The 16,898-nt window shown below is 60.1% G+C and carries 11 protein-coding genes, 1 tRNA gene and 1 pseudogene; 9 read left to right on the top strand and 4 right to left on the bottom strand.

Features of this window, described 5'->3' with window-relative positions:
• From AAAX32_RS09185 to AAAX32_RS09175, 3 genes and pseudogenes are all read left to right on the top strand, one after another.
• A pseudogene (locus AAAX32_RS09185) lies at positions 1 to 310 on the top strand (SIS domain-containing protein); the annotation flags it as partial.
• Positions 311 to 503: 193 nt separating this feature from the next.
• Positions 504 to 1,085 carry a PTS system mannose/fructose/sorbose family transporter subunit IID gene (locus tag AAAX32_RS09180; protein WP_349100641.1) on the top strand — a complete coding sequence of 194 codons (582 nt, stop codon included), beginning with the start codon at positions 504 to 506 and terminating at the stop codon, positions 1,083 to 1,085.
• Between the two features lie 429 nt (positions 1,086 to 1,514).
• A complete protein-coding gene (locus AAAX32_RS09175; protein ID WP_349100640.1) occupies positions 1,515 to 2,981 on the top strand; it encodes an ATP-binding protein in 1,467 nt (488 codons plus the stop codon).
• 100 nt (positions 2,982 to 3,081) lie between these two features.
• On the opposite strand, the gene AAAX32_RS09170 is transcribed toward AAAX32_RS09175, so the two are convergent.
• Positions 3,082 to 3,573 carry a hypothetical protein gene (locus AAAX32_RS09170; protein ID WP_225094183.1) on the bottom strand — a complete coding sequence of 164 codons (492 nt, stop codon included), beginning with the start codon at positions 3,571 to 3,573 and terminating at the stop codon, positions 3,082 to 3,084.
• Between the two features lie 11 nt (positions 3,574 to 3,584).
• On the opposite strand from AAAX32_RS09170, the gene AAAX32_RS09165 reads away from it, so the two are divergent.
• Positions 3,585 to 4,160 carry a hypothetical protein gene (locus tag AAAX32_RS09165; protein WP_349100639.1) on the top strand — a complete coding sequence of 192 codons (576 nt, stop codon included), beginning with the start codon at positions 3,585 to 3,587 and terminating at the stop codon, positions 4,158 to 4,160.
• 231 nt (positions 4,161 to 4,391) lie between these two features.
• Here the strand turns inward: AAAX32_RS09165 and AAAX32_RS09160 are convergent, their stop codons facing one another.
• The gene (locus AAAX32_RS09160) at positions 4,392 to 5,078 is read right to left on the bottom strand and encodes a DUF5710 domain-containing protein (RefSeq protein ID WP_349100638.1); all 687 of its coding nucleotides are present in this window, start codon (positions 5,076 to 5,078) and stop codon (positions 4,392 to 4,394) included.
• A 335-nt stretch (positions 5,079 to 5,413) separates the two neighbouring features.
• Positions 5,414 to 5,488, bottom strand: a tRNA-Val gene (locus tag AAAX32_RS09155).
• Positions 5,489 to 5,777: 289 nt separating this feature from the next.
• Here AAAX32_RS09155 and AAAX32_RS09150 point away from each other — a divergent pair.
• The 3 genes from AAAX32_RS09150 (at position 5,778) to glmM (ending at position 10,677) form a co-directional block, all read left to right on the top strand.
• Positions 5,778 to 6,800 carry an EamA family transporter gene (locus AAAX32_RS09150; RefSeq protein ID WP_206428103.1) on the top strand — a complete coding sequence of 341 codons (1,023 nt, stop codon included), beginning with the start codon at positions 5,778 to 5,780 and terminating at the stop codon, positions 6,798 to 6,800.
• Between the two features lie 149 nt (positions 6,801 to 6,949).
• The gene (locus tag AAAX32_RS09145; RefSeq protein WP_349100637.1) at positions 6,950 to 9,262 is read left to right on the top strand and encodes a DUF4012 domain-containing protein; all 2,313 of its coding nucleotides are present in this window, start codon (positions 6,950 to 6,952) and stop codon (positions 9,260 to 9,262) included.
• Positions 9,263 to 9,345: 83 nt separating this feature from the next.
• The gene (gene glmM, locus AAAX32_RS09140; RefSeq protein ID WP_349100636.1) at positions 9,346 to 10,677 is read left to right on the top strand and encodes a phosphoglucosamine mutase; all 1,332 of its coding nucleotides are present in this window, start codon (positions 9,346 to 9,348) and stop codon (positions 10,675 to 10,677) included.
• A 186-nt stretch (positions 10,678 to 10,863) separates the two neighbouring features.
• On the opposite strand, the gene AAAX32_RS09135 is transcribed toward glmM, so the two are convergent.
• Positions 10,864 to 12,447: a carboxypeptidase M32 gene (locus AAAX32_RS09135; protein WP_349100635.1), complete on the bottom strand. Its 1,584-nt coding sequence runs from the start codon at positions 12,445 to 12,447 to the stop codon at positions 10,864 to 10,866.
• A gap of 505 nt (positions 12,448 to 12,952) precedes the next feature.
• Here AAAX32_RS09135 and pheS point away from each other — a divergent pair.
• The gene (pheS, locus tag AAAX32_RS09130) at positions 12,953 to 14,029 is read left to right on the top strand and encodes a phenylalanine--tRNA ligase subunit alpha (protein WP_117816986.1); all 1,077 of its coding nucleotides are present in this window, start codon (positions 12,953 to 12,955) and stop codon (positions 14,027 to 14,029) included.
• A 162-nt stretch (positions 14,030 to 14,191) separates the two neighbouring features.
• Positions 14,192 to 16,645 (top strand): phenylalanine--tRNA ligase subunit beta, encoded by a 2,454-nt coding sequence (gene pheT, locus AAAX32_RS09125; protein ID WP_349100634.1) that lies wholly within the window; start codon positions 14,192 to 14,194, stop codon positions 16,643 to 16,645.
• Positions 16,646 to 16,898: the final 253 nt, after the last annotated feature.

Below are 16,898 nucleotides of genomic sequence, written 5' to 3'. Positions count from 1 at the left end.
CCACGGCACCATCGAGCTGTGCGAGGAGGGCACGAGCCTCATCATGCTCTACGGCGAGGACGACACCCGTAAGCTCATGGACCGCGTGGACAACTTCACTCACATGCTCGCCGACGAGAAGGGCGTCAACGTCCGCGTGAACAAGTTTGACACCGCCGAGGTCGAGCTGCCGTTCAGCGACCCCGAGTTCCGCAAGATCGTCTCCCCGATGGTCACCTACACCATCACCGAGCGCCTGAGCTGCCATCTCGAGCACGTCCGCAACCACCCGCTCACCACGCGTCGTTACTATCACCAGATGAATTACTAATCCTTTCAAATTGCTGCTGTTGTCTGCAGGCGAGACGTGCTGAACGTCTCGCCTGCAGGCTTATTACTGGGGTTAATCAAAATAGTTGCCCAGTACCTCCTAGTTGCACTGGTCGCATTATGGCGTCCATGGACGAGCAGTTATTTGGCATTACAATGCCTGGCCGTCCGTTGTTTACGAGCTGTTCGTTGGCTTGATTCTTGGTGACGTTCAACAGGGCGTTATCGTTGGTGCTGCCTTGGAGTCCATGTTCATGGGTGCCATCATGGTCGGCGCGGCGGTTCCTCCCGAGGTCTATACCTCCGGCGTGCTTGGCTGCGCGTTTGCCGTCATTACGGGTACAGGCACGGCAACTGCCGTCGCGCTCGCCCTTCCCGTCTCCGTCTTCCTTCTCTACTCCGTGATTAACTTTGCAACGCGTATCGTCGCAGCCCATCTGGGTTACGACTTGGGAACCAAGTTTATGCAGCAGTCCGAAGAGAACAACCTTATGTCTCGCATGACGCATGCTGCCGGTGTCCTCGGAATGACCGTTATCGGCGCCATGATTGCGGCACAGGTCTCGCTGTCCACTGCTTTGACCTTTGACGTGGGTGGTTCGGAGATTGTCCTGCAGGATCTGTTCGATTCGATCTTCCCCGGTCTGCTGTCCTTGCTGGCAACGTTCGCTTGCGTTGCCCTCTATAAAAAGGGCGTCAAGACCATTTGGATCATCTTGGGCATCTTCGCAATCTGCATCATCGGAACGGGCTTGGGAGTGTTCGCGGCGGCGTAATGTTGACTGCTATGCTCGCGCGTTGGATAACTAACTGACCGTTTGAAAACGGGGCTCGGCGTAAGGCCGGCCCCGTTTTTTGTTTGAGGGATTTTCTGACCGTCCAATAATCCACGCTCATGCATCACTCACGCATCTCTCGTCTCTCATTCGTCACTAACACGAGAGATAGATTAAAGACGAGAGATAATTACGAGAGATAGCTCAACAGCAAAGAGACAAGCAACCATGGTATTGTCTCAATATCGATTGTTCCACCAGCAAAAACATGATTTAATGAAGCAGGTAGAGATATCTTATCTCTCATCTTTCACTCATATCTAATACGAGAGATAACAGAAAGACGAGAGATAATTACGAGAGATAACTGAGAGACGAGGGAAATCCGTCTGCAGCATTCTCCGCCGGACCGAGCGAAAGGACGTGCAGATGAACGAAAGCGAGCTGACCGGTCTGCTCGAGTCTTTAAGGCGCATGGGCTCGGACGATCTTAACGTCGAGGTCAAGGAGAGCGCCACGACGCTTTCCCGCGACGTATGGGAAACAGTTAGCGCATTCGCGAATACTGCTGGCGGAATTATCGTACTCGGCGTGAGCGAGCGCGCGGGCTTTGTCCCGGTTGAGAACTTTGAGACCGAGAAGGTGCTCAACCAATTCGTAGCGGGCATGGGTGATGCCGGCGGTCGCGGAAAACTGGCCAATCCGCCCAAATACACCATTGAACGCGTGGAGCTCCAGGGCACCGTGGTTCTGGTCATCACGATTGAGGAGCTCGACCCGTCGAGCAAGCCTTGTTATGTCATAGAGCGGGGCGCTCAAGGCGGCAGCTACAAACGCATCGATGACAAAGATGTTCCGCTCTCGTCGACCGAGGTCCTGTCCTTGTCATCGTATGAACGGACGAGCTCCAGTGATCGCGATGCAGTGCCCGGTGCGGTCGCAGGCGATCTTGACGAGGCCCTGGTCGACCGCACGATAGAACGCGCCTATTCGTTGACGCCTCGAGCGATGCGCGGTGCGACGGACAAGAAGACAAAGATGGAGCGCCTGAATCTCCTCGATTTCCAGGGCAATGTTACCAAGGCCGGCCTCCTTGCCGCGGGCGTTTACCCTCAGCAGTTCTATCCCAAGCTCTTCATTGATGTGGCTGTCCATGCGGGAACTCAAAAGGGCGCTGCGGGACCGCTAAGATTTATGGACCGCACAGTCTGCGAGGGCACCCTGGGCGAGATGATTTCGGATACTGTCGCGGCTGTCGCCAAAAACCTGCGCCGCACCTCGACCGTCCAAGGCATCTCGCGTATCGACTCGCTGGAGATTCCCGAGGAGGTCCTGCGCGAGGCAGTCGCCAACGCGGTTATCCACAGGGAATACGGGGATCGGTTCTGTGGGCAATCGATCGCCGTCGACGTTTTTGACGACCGTATCGAGGTGACGAATCCCGGCGGCCTTTATGGAGGGAAGACTCGCGAGAACTTGTTTGACGGCAGCTCCCGATGCCGTAACGCGACGCTCGTGAAACTCATGTCGATTGTCCCGCTGCCGGATGGCGCAGGTTCGCCGGCTGAGGGCAATGGCTCGGGCATCCCGATGATGATCGATGCCATGCGCGCACATGGTCTGGCCGAGCCCCTGTTCTGCCCGGGGTTCGATCGGTTCAAGGTCGTACTTTACCGTTCAAAGATCGAGCCGGTCGATCATGGCGGGGACTTGATTATGACGGCACTCAAGCGCTACGGCGAATTGGGGACGCGCGAACTGGCGGAGCGCACGGGACTCACGGTTTCCCAGGTTAGGACACGCGTCAATGCGCTCATTGCTCAAGGCGAGCTTGAGCCCACGGCGCCGGCGACGAGCCGCAACCGCAAATATCGACTGTCAGAGCGCGTGGAATAAATGCGTTAGTGGACGAGGCGACCCAATAATTGACCCTCGATTGGCGCCCACTAAGGTAAAGCGGTTGTTGCTCAGTCGACGGTGATGCTAAAGACTCGGCTTACGCCGGCATGGCCCCGAACCCGTCCATCAAGAACAGCCTAAGAACCAGCTTGATGACATTTCCCGGTTTGACTTCAGCCGTGCCAAAGACGTGACGCTCGGCGAGCTCACTGCAGTATGCATAGATGTCACGGATAAGGTCCGCGCCCGAAAGCGTAAACATGTAGCCTACGTCCGAAAGCGCATTGGGCGCGGCGGGCAACTTGGCCATGTGGCAGAACGTTTGCAGGTCGGGCGCCATAACATTCTGGTAGTCGAGGTGGCCGCTGGCATCCTGTGCGGCAAGCTCCAATTGGCGCACAAAATCCAGCGCCGCCGCTAACACAAAGCTCGGCGTAGGCGCATTGACGTCCTGAGTGGTCGCCACGAGTCTGCCCGCCGCCTGCGTGACAAGCCAGGCGACCTCGCGCTGGCAGCGCACGGCCTTGCGCGTCACCGGCTTGATGGACGAAGAAGAAACGCTCCCCTTAGGCGGATTCGAAGCAGCCATAAGACCATCCCATGAACAATCCGGCCCAACAAGTCCGGATGAAACACGTGCTACACCAGTATACAGGGGAGTGGAGTAGCGGGGTACAAGTGCGCCAGCGGCAAACCGAGAGCATCAACAATGTGCCTCCGCTCTATTTGGACGATGGCACGTGGGTCATTAAGTACTCGGTTCAAGCGCCGGGTACCGTTGGTTTTCGAGACCAGAATTACAACCGTAAAATGCTCAACTGCATGGAATGTGGCGTCCCAGTCGGAGTCATATTTGCAACCGAGGTGGGCTATAAGGTGCTCGGCCTTGCGTTTGTTGAGCGGTTCGAGCCCGAAAACGGATGGTTTGTTCTGCACGGTCCTGTTCATAAAGGCGGACCGGACCCTCGTTTTGCGCCCGACATGAGTTATCTGAAGCACATACCCGTCGATATTGAGTTTGCCGGACAGGGTGCGACCGACGATGAAATTTGGCTTTGGCGGTCTTTTACGATCGTGTTGTTTGATCGGATCGCGCGGCGATATTGCGATGGGGAAGTACGGAAAACTGCCGTGCGCCCTTATAGACAACAAAATGTTTCCGAGCGTAGAAGTTGATTGCGGGTCGTTTGTCGTCTTCTGTCCTTGCTGCGGCTCGCAAATACCGTGCCTCGACATTCGGTTCATCGATGCGCGCGACAGACTCAGCGACGAAGTGAGGAAACGTATGAGCGTTCATATGCCGGTGTATCAGGAGAAATGCCCTGTTTGTGGCCTCGATATCGTGTACGACGCCGGCGACGAGGGATGGGTGATGCGGAGGAGCTGGCTGTGAAGGCATCTCCGTTCCTACAAATAAATCCCCTCACCGAGCTGCTTGTGGAACTCGGCGTGATGGTCGCGTGCCCAAGTAAAGAGTGCCTGGTCAAAGTCGGTGCGCGTGGCCGGGACGCCAAAGACGCCGGCAACTTCGACACGCACAAACTCCAGTGCCGGCAGCTTGTTGATGGCGGTGAGGGCAAACGGGGACGTGGGTTCTTCGAACAGATAGTGGCTGCCTTGCAGCGCGTCGCAACTGGTGCACGTGTTGCCGAGCGACGGGGCTTTGGAGGCTCGTGCGCCTACGGGTTTGTAGCCACAGCGCTTAGAAAGATAGTCGCGGATCTCGCCCGGGACGCAGCCAAGAGCGGGAACAATGGCGAGCGCGTTGGCATTGGCCGTGTCGATGGTAATGTGCCCGGCTTCGTTGGGCGCGTGCGCAATGGCGATGCCCTTGCCGTCATCGGTTCGATAGGGAATGCCGAAGGCCGCGACCGAGGTCCCTTTGTGACACTTCCAGCACTCGCGCTTGCCCAGTACTAGATATATATACGGCGCTGAGGGGTCGGATCGGTCAACACCGGGCAGCCACTCGGCAAAGGGCTCGGGGTTGACGCCGCTGGGTACATACCAGATCTTCTTGGTCCGGTCCCATTTGGCGCCCAGCGCCTTGGCTTCTTCTTTGTGCGAAAAGGGGACATCGAGCTCGGTGCGCATGGCGGCTCCTTGGTGCTGCAGGTGCAAGTGGCTCAAGGATACCGCAGGGCGCAGACATCGCGGCGTTTTGCTGAGAAGTTGCGGTGCGGACTGATTGGTTATGCCGATGGATAGATCGGCAAGTAGATGGTTGGCTTTTGGCCAGTTGGGCGGTTGGAGCAGCTTGCGGCGCAGTTTTGTGCCTGGCTATTGTTGATGTTGGGGTATTGAATTTGTTTGGCTGCCATTCGTCAGGTAAATTGATGCTACGTTGCGATGACGGTTGGAACTGCCAGCGGATTTGGCGACATAAAACAAAACAGCCCAGAGGACATAGCCTCTGAGCTGCGAACATTTGGTGGGCGTTAGAAGATTTGAACTTCTGACCTCTTCCGTGTCAGGGAAGCGCTCTCCCCCTGAGCTAAACGCCCGATCAAGAGTGCGCAAGCGCGCAAGGGATAATATAACGGAGCCTGAACTCGGTGGCAAGAACATTTTTAAAAATCGCTTACATTGTGGAATTCGGGGGCTTTGTCATATCCATTTCAAAAGAGCCCGCTGCCGCGATTTGGCTGTCGCATAATGCAAGGCCATTGCGGTATCGAGCTATGGAAAGACGCCTGCGGAATTGTCCTACCGATAAACGGACAAGCCTCCAGCTGGTGCCTTCGCCGTGGTAAGGTAAGCCGAATTGTTTCCAGGCTGCTTCGAGGGAGTGGAATGAGCAAAGAGCGTGTCGAGCAGGTCGAAGGCGCAGGGGCTTCGGTGCCGATGACCGATATATCGAACATTGATGTGCCCGAGGGCACCGATGAGCTCAGCCGTAGCACCCGCCGCGCTTGGCGCGAGCGCCTGAACAGCGCTTCGACGCGCAAGATGATCACGGGCGTTTTGGCTACGCTGGTGGGCGGTTCGTTTTGGGGCTTCTCGGGCACCAGCGCGAGTTTTCTGTTCGATACCTACCACGTCGACACCTTGTGGCTTATGAGCGTGCGTCAGATTCTCGCCGGTCTACTCTTTATGGCCGTGGTCGTTACGCGCGACCGCGAGCGCCTGATTAAGCTCTGGACCACACCCGCCGATCGCAAGCAGCTGCTGCTCTTTACCGCCTTTGGCCTGCTGTTCAACCAGTTTTGCTATCTTTCGGCCGTGCGCCTGACGAACGCCGGAACCGCGACGGTGCTCCAGTGCCTGCAGCTCGTTATCATCATGGGCTACACCTGCGTGACCGATCGCCGCATGCCGCGTACTCGCGAAGTCATCGGCATTGGCCTGGCTCTGGGTGGAACCTTTTTAATCGCCACCGGCGGCGACCCCACCAGCCTGAATATCTCGCCGCTTGGCCTGGCAGCAGGTCTTATGTGTGCGGTCAGCGCCACGTGTATGGCGGTGATTCCCGCCAAGATCCTGCCCGAATACGGCAGCCCCATCGTCACGGGCTCGGCAATGCTCACGGCGGGCGTGGTCTCGTGCGTCTTCGTGCAGCCTTGGGCGCATATGCCGGCACTCGACGCTGCCGGCGTCGAGGCGCTCGCGGTGTTCGTGGTTATCGGCTCGTTTTTTGCTTACATGCTCTATATGCAGGGCGTTAAGGACATCGGCTCGGTGCGTGCGAGTCTCATCGGAACTGTGGAACCGGTTTCGGCGACCATCACCAGCGCCGTTATGCTGGGCACGGTGTTTTTGCCGACCGACCTTATCGGCTTTGCCATGATCATCGTGATGATGTTCCTCACGGTGTAGCTGGCGCCGCCGCCAAGACGGAAAAGGTGTTGTGCCGCATTTTCGCCAATTGATGTCCGTGTCTGGAGTTTAGCTGTCGATGCCCAAAATGCCATAAACTGGTAACGTTATGGACTTTTTCATTGCGACTCAATTGCGAGGATTTCTTTATGGCTGGTAATCACTTTAAGGGCAGCGATAGCGGCCGTCCTGCAGTTCCGCCGCGTCCGAACGGGGCTGGTAAGGCCGGCACGCCGGGCGGCGCTGGACAGGGCGGTTCCGGTAAGCGCGTGTCCCCGGGCGAGACGGCGATGTTTACCGCTCTGTACGAGCAGTCACAAAAGGCAAAAAAGACCGGCCGTGCAAGAGGGAATGTCTTTGCGGGCGGTGCAACCTCCACGTCGCAGCCGAGTGGGGCTCCTTCGGTACCCACGAACAACGCAGGTGCTACCAACGCCGCGAATGCCGCCGGCAACGTTAATGCCGGCAAGGCCGCCAACAATACTCCCTCTGCCGGTGGCGCGGGGCTTACGGGTAACCTTGGCACGATTTACACTGGCGCCTCCGAGACTGGCACGTTCGCCCGCCTGGATGATAGCGGTGCCGAGTTTGCGGGCTCGGGTTCCAAGGAAGATTATTACGATTTTGGCTTGAACTACGGTAGTGACGCTTCGTCGAGTTCGACCTCTGACGGTCTGGTCCGTCATCGCCATCGCAAGGGCGAACGCAAAAAGCGTCACACCGGCGCCATTATTGCCGCTGTAGTCGCGGTGCTTCTCGTTGCGCTTGGCGCAAGCGGCTTTATGCTGCTTAACTCGGCAAAGACCGTAAAGAGTGAAGCGAAGGAGGCCGTCGAGATTGTCGGTGGCCTTAAGGACAAGGTTACGTCGGGCGATTTTTCGACGCTGCCTGACGACGCGAAGAAGATCGATGAGCTCTGCGACAGCATGAAGGCGGAGACCTCGAGCCCGCTGTGGACGGCGGCTTCGTTTATCCCGGTGTATGGCAGCGACATCAATGCTGCCCGCACCATGATCGACGCCCTGTCCGATGTCTCGAGCAATGCGCTGGTTCCCATGGCCGATAACCTTTCGCAGGCCACGCCCGGCAAGCTGTTCCAGGACGGCATGATTAACGTGTCCGCGCTGCAGGCTGTTGCCGATTCGCTTTCCGATAGCTCCAAGGTGTTCAAGAGCGCCAACGAGAAGATCCAAGGTATTGGCGATACTCATATTTCCCAGGTGACCGAGCTGGTCGATAAGGCCAAGGACGGCTTTGCCACCCTCAGCGGCGCGGTTGACGCGGCGGAGAAGGTCGCCCCCGTCCTTCCCCAGATGCTCGGCGCCAACGGCCAGACGCGCAACTACCTTGTGTACGCCATGAACAACGTCGAGATTCGTGCCTGCGGCGGCTTTGGCGGTTCGCAGGGCCTGATTTCGGTCACCGACGGCCAGATGTCGATTGGCGAGTTTGTTCCATGTATTGCGCTTGGCAAAGACGAGGCGGTTGAGAGCGTCGACGAAGAGGACGAGGCACTGTTTGGTGACCACAGTAACCTGTACAACTCTGGTAACGCGTATTCGCCCGATTGGCCCCGCAACTCACAGCGTGTCGCCGCGCTGTGGAAGTCCCAGTATGGGCAGGACGTTGACGGCGTCGTGGGTATCGACCCGGTGTTCCTGCAGTATCTGCTGGGCCTTGTCGGTAATGTCTCGCTGCCCGATGGTACGGTCGTCGACGGTACCAACGCGGCGAAGGTTCTCATGCACGATGTGTATTGGAACTATCCGGTCGAGGAATCGGACGGCATCTTTGCGGCTGTTGCCAGCGCCGCCTTCGACAAGATTCTCGGTGGCATCGGTGACGTCGACGTTACAAAGCTTGTCGGTGCATTCGAGCGCGGTGCCGAAGAGGGCCGTCTGATTGCTTGGATGAGAAACGATGATGAGCAGAATGCCATCAAAGAGACGGGCATTGACGCTTCGCTACCCGATCCGGATGATCCGAGTGCCGATCCCGTTGCCGGCGTTTACTTTAACAACCTGAGCTTCTCCAAGCTCGACTGGTACCTGAACGCTGATACGCAGATTGGCCAGGGCGTCAAGAACGGCGACGGCACGTGCACGTATCGCATCACCGTTACCCTGACGAACATCATGACGCAGGAGGAGGCAGGCAAGCTGCCCGATTACGTCGCGGCGAGCGCGCCCGATGCCGCGCGCGACGACGAGCGTCTGAATGTCTCGCTGTTTGCCCCGACGGGCGGCAACATCAGTGACCTTACGGTTGAGGGCACCCAGTTTGGTCTTGGCGCCGCTACGTGGCATGGAATTCCCTTCTATTCGGGCACCGTTGACCTGCATGCTGGCGAGACGACGACGATCACGTATACGCTGACCACGTCGGCCGAGGCGGGGGACAAGCCGCTTACGCTGCGTCAGACTCCTACATGCCAGGCGGCTCGCGACAGCGCGTCGGCGTAGGGTTTTTCTGGTAGCGCAGATAATCGAGTACCATTTTGGGGCGGACAGGCAATCTGTTCGCCCCTATTTTGTAAGGAGAGCGCATGAAGTACTTTGGCACCGACGGCTTTCGCGGTGAGGCCAACGTTGGGCTGACGGTAGAGCACGCTTATAAGATTGGCCGTTTTGTGGGCTGGTATTACGGCACCAACCGCGAGCGCAAGGCGCGCGTCATCGTGGGCAAGGACACACGTCGCTCGAGTTATATGTTCGAGGCGGCGCTGGTGAGTGGCCTGGTCGCGAGCGGTGCGGACGCTTATATGCTGCACGTGATCCCCACGCCGGGCGTAGCGCATCAGACCGTGGAAGGCTGCTTCGATTGCGGCATCATGATCAGCGCGAGTCACAATCCGTTTTGCGATAACGGCATTAAGCTCGTCAACAGCGACGGTTTTAAGATGGACGAGGACGTACTGGAGCTCATCGAGGACTACATCGATGGCAAGAGCGAGGTGCCGCTGGCCACGGGCAACCACATCGGCGCCACGGTGGACTACATGCAGGGCCGCAACCGCTACATTGCCTCGCTCATCGCCAGCGCGAACTTTTCGTTGCAGGGCGTCAAGATCGGTATCGACTGCGCCAACGGCTCGGCGTCCTCGGTGGCCAAGCCGGTGTTTGACGCGCTTGGTGCCGACGTGCGCGTGATCAACGCCGCGCCCGATGGCTTTAACATCAACGTCGACTGCGGCTCCACGCATATGGAGCGTCTGCAGCGCCACGTGGTGGAGCAGGGCCTGGACGTGGGCTTTGCCTACGACGGCGATGCCGACCGCTGTCTGGCCGTGGACGAGCGCGGCCGCGTGGTCGATGGCGACCAGATCCTGTACGTGTGCGGCGTGTATCTGAACAAGCACGGTCGCCTTTCGGGCGGTACCGTGGTTCCGACGATTGCCAGCAACTTTGGCCTGATCAAGTCGTTGGAGCTTGCCGGCCTAAGTGCCGTGACCAGCGGTGTGGGCGACCGTCACGTGTATGCCAAGATGCGCGAGGGCGGTTACAGCCTGGGCGGCGAGCAGACGGGTCATACGATCTTTGGCGATATCGAGCGCACGGGCGACGGCATTATGACCTCGCTGCGTGTGATGGAAGTTATTCGTGCCGAGCGCGAGACACTTTCGCAGCTCACGGCTCCGTGCAAGCTGTTGCCGCAGGCGCAGGTGGCCGTGCACGTGGCGGACAAGGACGCCGCGCTCGAGAACATGGGCGTGCAGAACGCCATCGCCGAGGCCGAGGCTGCGCTGGCAGGCGAGGGCCGCGTGCTCGTACGCAAGAGCGGAACCGAGTCGGTGATTCGCGTTTTGGCCGAGGCGCCCGACCAAGCATCCGCCGACGCCGCCATGAAGCGCATCGCCAACGCGTTGGAAGCTCTGTAGTTACGCGGTTTTACCAAACCGCGTAACTACTCGACGCTGCAAGCGGCCCCAAGCGGCAATCTGACGTTGCCAAGACATTGGCGTCAACGAACTAGTCATTAAAGAACGTCCCCAATGACTAGGTGGAAAAGGGGCGCCGCGGGATAGATCCTGCGGCGCCCCTTTGCGTTGCGTGTTGTCTAAGCTTTAAAGCTCGTAGAGCGTGGTGAACTTGTCCTGCAGGTAGCTGCAGTAGTAGCGGGCATCGAACGCCATGCCGCAGGCGCCCTTGATGAGTTCCGGCGCGTCCTTGGCGCGGCCCCACTGCCAAATGTGCTCGCCCAGCCACGCACGGACGGGTGCCAGGTCGCCGCTCGCACAGGCGCCATTGAGATCGACACCGTCGCGGCACATGGCCGGCACAAACATGGCATCGTAGGCGCTACCCAGCGCATACGTGGGGAAGTAGCCAAACGAACCGCCGCTCCAATGCGTATCCTGCAGGCAGCCGTGCGTGTCGTCGGGAACGGGAATGCCCAGGTACTCATCCATAAAGCGATTCCAAAGCGCGGGGATGTCCTTGGCCGTAGCCTCGCCGGCAAACAGCATGCGCTCGATCTGGTAGCGCACCATAATATGCAGCGGATAGGTGAGCTCGTCGGCCTCGGTGCGGATCAACGACGGCTGCGCGATGTTCACGGCGCGGTAGAGCGTGTCTTCGTCGACGTCGCCGTAGACCTCGGGCGCGTGACGACGCAGCACCTCGAGCAGCGGGCCCATAAAGGCGCGGCTGCGACCCACGGTGTTCTCGAAAAAGCGGCTCTGGCTCTCGTGGATGCCCATGGAGGTGCCGCCCTCCAAGCACGTGCGCGCATAGGCGGGATTGACGCCCAGCTCGTACATGGTGTGCCCCGCCTCGTGGATGATGCTGTAGACGTTGGAGATGCAGTCGTCCTCGTAGATGTGCGTCGCGATGCGCGCATCACCCACGGCAAAGCCCTCGCTAAACGGATGCTCGGTAAAGGCAAGCGTGGTGTCGTCCAGGCCCAGGCCGACAAGCTTCATAAGGTCGAAGCTCATGGCGCGCTGGGCAGCCTCGGGCACGTGGGCGTGCAAAAAGTCGGCAGCCGGCTGCTGGCCGCACTCGCCGATGGCGTGCACGAGCGGCACGACCGTGGCCTTGACCTCATCGCAAAACGCATCGAAGCTCTTGGTGGAAAGGCCGCGCTCGTACTGGTCGAGCCAAACATCGTATGGGTCGCGCTTGTGGTCCATGAGCTCGGCTTGATGCTTAAGCTGGGCGACGATTCTATCCACATAGGGCTCAAAGCTTGCCCAGTCGTTGGCTGCCTTGGCCTTGTGCCACACGGCGTCCGCCTCGCAGGTGAGCCTGGTCCAGGCCTCGGCTTCTTCGGTGGGGATGGCACTGGCCTCACGTTGATCGCGGCCGAGCACACGGATCTCGTCGAGCAGCTGCGGGTCGTCGATCTTGCCTCCGGCGACGGTCTCGCGTGCCAGCGAGTGCACAAGTTCGACAGACTTTTTGCTGGTCAGCAGCTTGTGATGCTCGCCAGCAAGGGTGCCCATGGCGTCGGCACGCGCTGATGCGCCGTTGGCGGGGGCAATGGTCGCGCCGTCAAACTCGGCAATCTTGAGCAGGTACTCGCGAGTCCACAGCTTGCCCTCGAGTTTGCGGAACTTTTTGACGGCCTTGTCGACTTTAGCAGCCTTGACGCCCTTGGCAGCCTTTGCCACGGCGGCCTTGGCCTTCTTATCGTACTTCTTTCCCATACCTATATCCTTGATCTCGCAGGCCGAGCGCCGCAGGCGGGTGCACGGCCAGTTTGCACAGCTACCTGCCTTGTACCCAGTGCGAACAAAACGGAACGCGGCGATGTGCTCGCGAAATGTGTTATCCTATAGCCCAATGCGTTGACGGAGAGGGTTTTGCCCGCCGCGTCGCCGGCAAGAGAGGGAAGGTCATGGGCTGCAAGCCTTCCTGCGGTGGCAAGGGCCAAGCGTTCACTCCCGAGCAGCGACCTCAACGGGCGCGCGGCTAGCGGCGGCGAAGCCCCAGTAGGGAAGCCGTGAGCCTCGCGATAAGGGGCGCAGAGTGGGCACGGCGGGCCAGACATCCGCCGGGTCAAACAAGGTGGTACCGCGGAATTCAACCGTCCTTGGGCAATGCACATGCCCGAGGGCGGTTTTTTGTTACCGAACCGGGCCGCGTTTTCGCAACGCTGGGCGGCGGCAGTCGTCCCGGCGAGCGGGGAGCGCGAGAGACGAAAGGGAAGACATGAGTCTGATTGATGATCTGGTCAAACTCGAGGAAGAGGCCAAGGAGCTCGTCGCAGGCGCCGACGACGCCGCCAAGCTCGAGGCTGCGCGCGTTGAGCTGCTCGGCCGCAAGGGTCGCATTACCGGCCTGATGCGCATGATGGGCAAGCTCGCCCCCGAGGATCGTCCCGTGATGGGTAAGCGCGCCAACGAGATGCGCCAGCTGATCGAGGGCATGCTCGACGAGCGCAACACCGAGATGAAGGCCGCCGCCCTCAGGCACGCACTGGAGCACGAGGCCGTCGACATCACGCTGCCGGGTATCCGTCCGCAGATCGGTCACCAGCACCTGATCAAGCAGATCATCGAGGAGGCCGAGGACATCTTCTGCGGCATCGGCTACACCGTCGAGTCCGGCCCCATGGTCGACACCTCCTACTACAACTTCACCGCGCTCAACGCCCCCATGGATCACCCGAGCCGCTCGGCTCGCGACACGTTCTATGTGGTCGACAACAACCCCGGCAGCGTCGCACACCCCGAGGCCCACGCCCATGGCGAGTCCGACGTGCTCCTGCGCACCCAGACCTCGGGCGTGCAGATTCACACCATGGAGTCGCAAAAGCCGCCCATCTACATGATCTGCCCGGGCACCGTCTACCGTCCCGACACGGCCGACGCCTGCCACCTGCCGCAGTTCAACCAGATCGAGGGCCTGGTCGTCGACGAGGGCATCACCTTTGGCGACCTTAAAGGCACGCTCGACTACTTTGTTAAGTGCATGTTTGGCGAGGACCGCAAGACGCGTTACCGCCCGCACTTCTTCCCCTTCACCGAGCCTTCCTGCGAGGTGGACGTAAGCTGCCACGTCTGCGGCGGCAAGGGCTGCAACTTCTGCAAGCACAGCGGCTGGATCGAGATCCTGGGCTGCGGCATGGTCGACCCCAACGTCCTGATCAACTGCGGCATCGACCCCGAGAAGTACACCGGCTTCGCCTTTGGTATTGGCGCCGAGCGCGTCGCGGCACTGCGCTACGACCTGCCCGACCTGCGCACGTTGATGACTGGCGATATGCGCTTCTTGAACCAATTTTAGGCTTGCCCAGGCACCCCATCTTGGCGTTCAAACCGTCGCTCGCGTACCTTTAGTACGCGTCGCTCCTCTTTCACGCCAACCTGGGGCACCTGGACAACCCTAAGGCGAACGTCTTCATTTGATATTCCTCCCTATGCGGAGATTAAGAACTAGGAGAGCTACATGCGCGTTTCTTACGACTGGCTCAAGACCATGATCGATATTCCGGAGGATCCCAAGACCCTTTCGGACGAATATATCCGTACCGGCACCGAGGTCGAGGCGATCGACACCGTGGGCGAGTCCTTCGATCACGTGGTGACCGCCAAGGTGCTCACCAAGACCCCGCACCCCGATAGCGACCATATGTATGTGTGCTCGGTCGACGTGGGCGACAAGAACCTCGACGCCGATGGCAACCCCGCCCCGCTGCAGGTCGTCTGCGGCGCGCAGAACTTCGAGGCCGGCGACCACATCGTCACGGCCATGATTGGCGCTGTGCTTCCCGGCGACGTCAAGATCAAGAAGAGCAAGCTTCGCGGCGTTGTGTCCATGGGCATGAACTGCTCTGCGCGCGAGCTCGGCCTGGGCGGCGACCACTCCGGCATCATGATCCTGCCCGAGGATACGCCCTGCGGCATGCCGTTTGCCGAGTACGTGGGCTCGAGTGATACCGTGCTCGACTGCGAGATCACGCCCAACCGCCCCGACTGCCTGTCCATGATCGGCATGGCCCGCGAGACCGGCGCCATCTTCGACCGCGATTTCCACGTTGAGCTGCCCGCCATCAAGATCGAGACCGGCCGCGCGACCGACGACGAGCTTTCGGTCGAGATTGCCGACGAGGGCCTGTGTGACCGCTACGTTGCCCGTATCGTGCGCAACGTGAAGGTCGGCCCGTCGCCTGACTGGATGGTCAAACGCCTCAACGCCCTGGGCGTGCGCCCGCACAACAACATCGTCGACATCACCAACTACGTGATGATGCTCACCGGCCAGCCACTGCACGCCTTTGACCTCGACACCTTTGCCGAGCGCGATGGCAGGCGTCGCGTGGTGGTTCGCGCCGCCCAGCAGGATGAGAAGTTCACGACGCTCGATGGCGAGGAGCGCGTGCTCGACGCCGGCATGGGCCTCATCACCGACGGCGAGCGTCCTGTGGCGCTGGCCGGCGTTATGGGTGGCATGGATTCCGAGATTGAGGACGATACCGTCGACGTGATGGTCGAGAGCGCCTGCTTCAACGCCGGCCGCACCTCGCACACCAGCCGTGACCTGTCGCTGATCTCCGACGCATCCATTCGCTTTGAGCGCCAGGTTGACGAGACCGGCTGCGTGGATGTCGCCAACGTTACCTGCGCGCTCATCGAAGAGATCGCCGGTGGCGAGGTTGCTCCCGGCTATGTCGACGTTTTCCCCGCGCCCAAGACCATCGACAGCATTAAGCTGCGCCTGGCCCGTGTGCACGCCATCTGCGGTGCCGACATCGAGCCCGACTTTATCGAGCGCTCGCTCACCCGCCTGGGCTGCACCGTCGAGCGCGACGGCGAGGACTTTATGGTCACGCCGCCGAGCTTCCGTCCCGACCTGCCGCGTGAGATCGACCTGATCGAGGAGGTCCTGCGCCTGTGGGGCATGGGTCGCGTCACGGCGACCATTCCGGCTGCCAAGAACCACATCGGCGGCCTGACGCGCGAGCAGAAGCTTACCCGCAAGGTCGGCGAGATCCTGCGCGCCTGTGGCCTCAACGAGACCACGACCTTTGGCTTTGCCGCCCCGGGCGACCTGGAGAAGATTGGCATGTCCACCGAAGGCCGCGGCTGCCCCGTGGTGCTCATGAACCCGCTGGTGGCCGAGCAGACCGAGATGCGTCGTTCGCTGCTGCCGGGCCTGCTGCAGTCCGTGGCCTACAACGAGGCGCACGGTACGCCCAACGTGCACCTGTACGAGGTCGGCAACCTGTTCCACGGTCGCGAGAACGCCAGCCTGCCCAAGGAGACCAAGTCCGTGGCGGGTGTGCTCTCGGGCCAGTGGAGCGAGCAGTCCTGGAACATGAAGTACCGCAAGCTGCGCTTCTTCTTTGGCAAGGGCATTGTCGAGGAGCTGCTCGCCCAGCTGCGCATCGAGAAGGTTCGCTTCCGTCCCGTCGAGGGCGAGGGCTACGCTTTCTTGCAGCCGGGTCGTGCGGCCGAGGTTCTGTCCGGCGGAACCGTGCTGGGCTGGGTCGGCGAGATTCACCCCGAGGCGCGCGAGGCGATGGGCATCGATGAGGTCGTCGTTGCCTTTGAGCTCGACTTGGACAAGCTGATCAAGGGCGCCCGCAACCAGGAGAACTATCGCGAGTTCTCGCAGTACCCGGCTGTTGAGCATGACCTTGCTATCGTCGTCGACAACACTGTGACCTGCGAGGATCTTGAGCGTCGCATTACCAGTGCCGGCGGCAAGCTGCTCGAGGGTGTGCGCCTGTTCGATGTCTACCGCGATCCGGTCCGCATCGGTGCGGGCAAGAAGTCCATGGCCTTTGCGCTTACGTATCGCTCGGACGACCACACGCTTACCAGCGAAGAGGTCGAGAAGGCGCACCAGAAGATCGTCACCAAGGTGTGCAAGGGCGTAAACGGCGAGGTTCGCTCGTAATCTTTGCCGTTCGGAACCCGCCCCCTGCGGGGTTTTCACGGCAACGTCCTCGCCGCTTCGCGGCTGCGGGATGTTGCCTTAGAAAACCCCTCTCGGGGGCGGGTTCCTGCGTTAACCTTGTTGCGAGCGGACCGCACCTTCTTCCGGGTGACCGGAAAGTTGGGAGTGCATGGGCCTTTATTGGACGGTGCGTGGACCTGGGTTAATAACGTACGTATTGCAAGGGCGTGCTGCGTTGTGGGCGGTGCGCCTT

This window comes from Collinsella sp. CLA-ER-H3, from assembly GCF_040092425.1.
Classification (GTDB): Bacteria; Actinomycetota; Coriobacteriia; order Coriobacteriales; family Coriobacteriaceae; genus Collinsella.
Note: the sequence above shows the minus strand (reverse complement) of the source record. Positions and strands in the feature narration are given on the sequence as shown.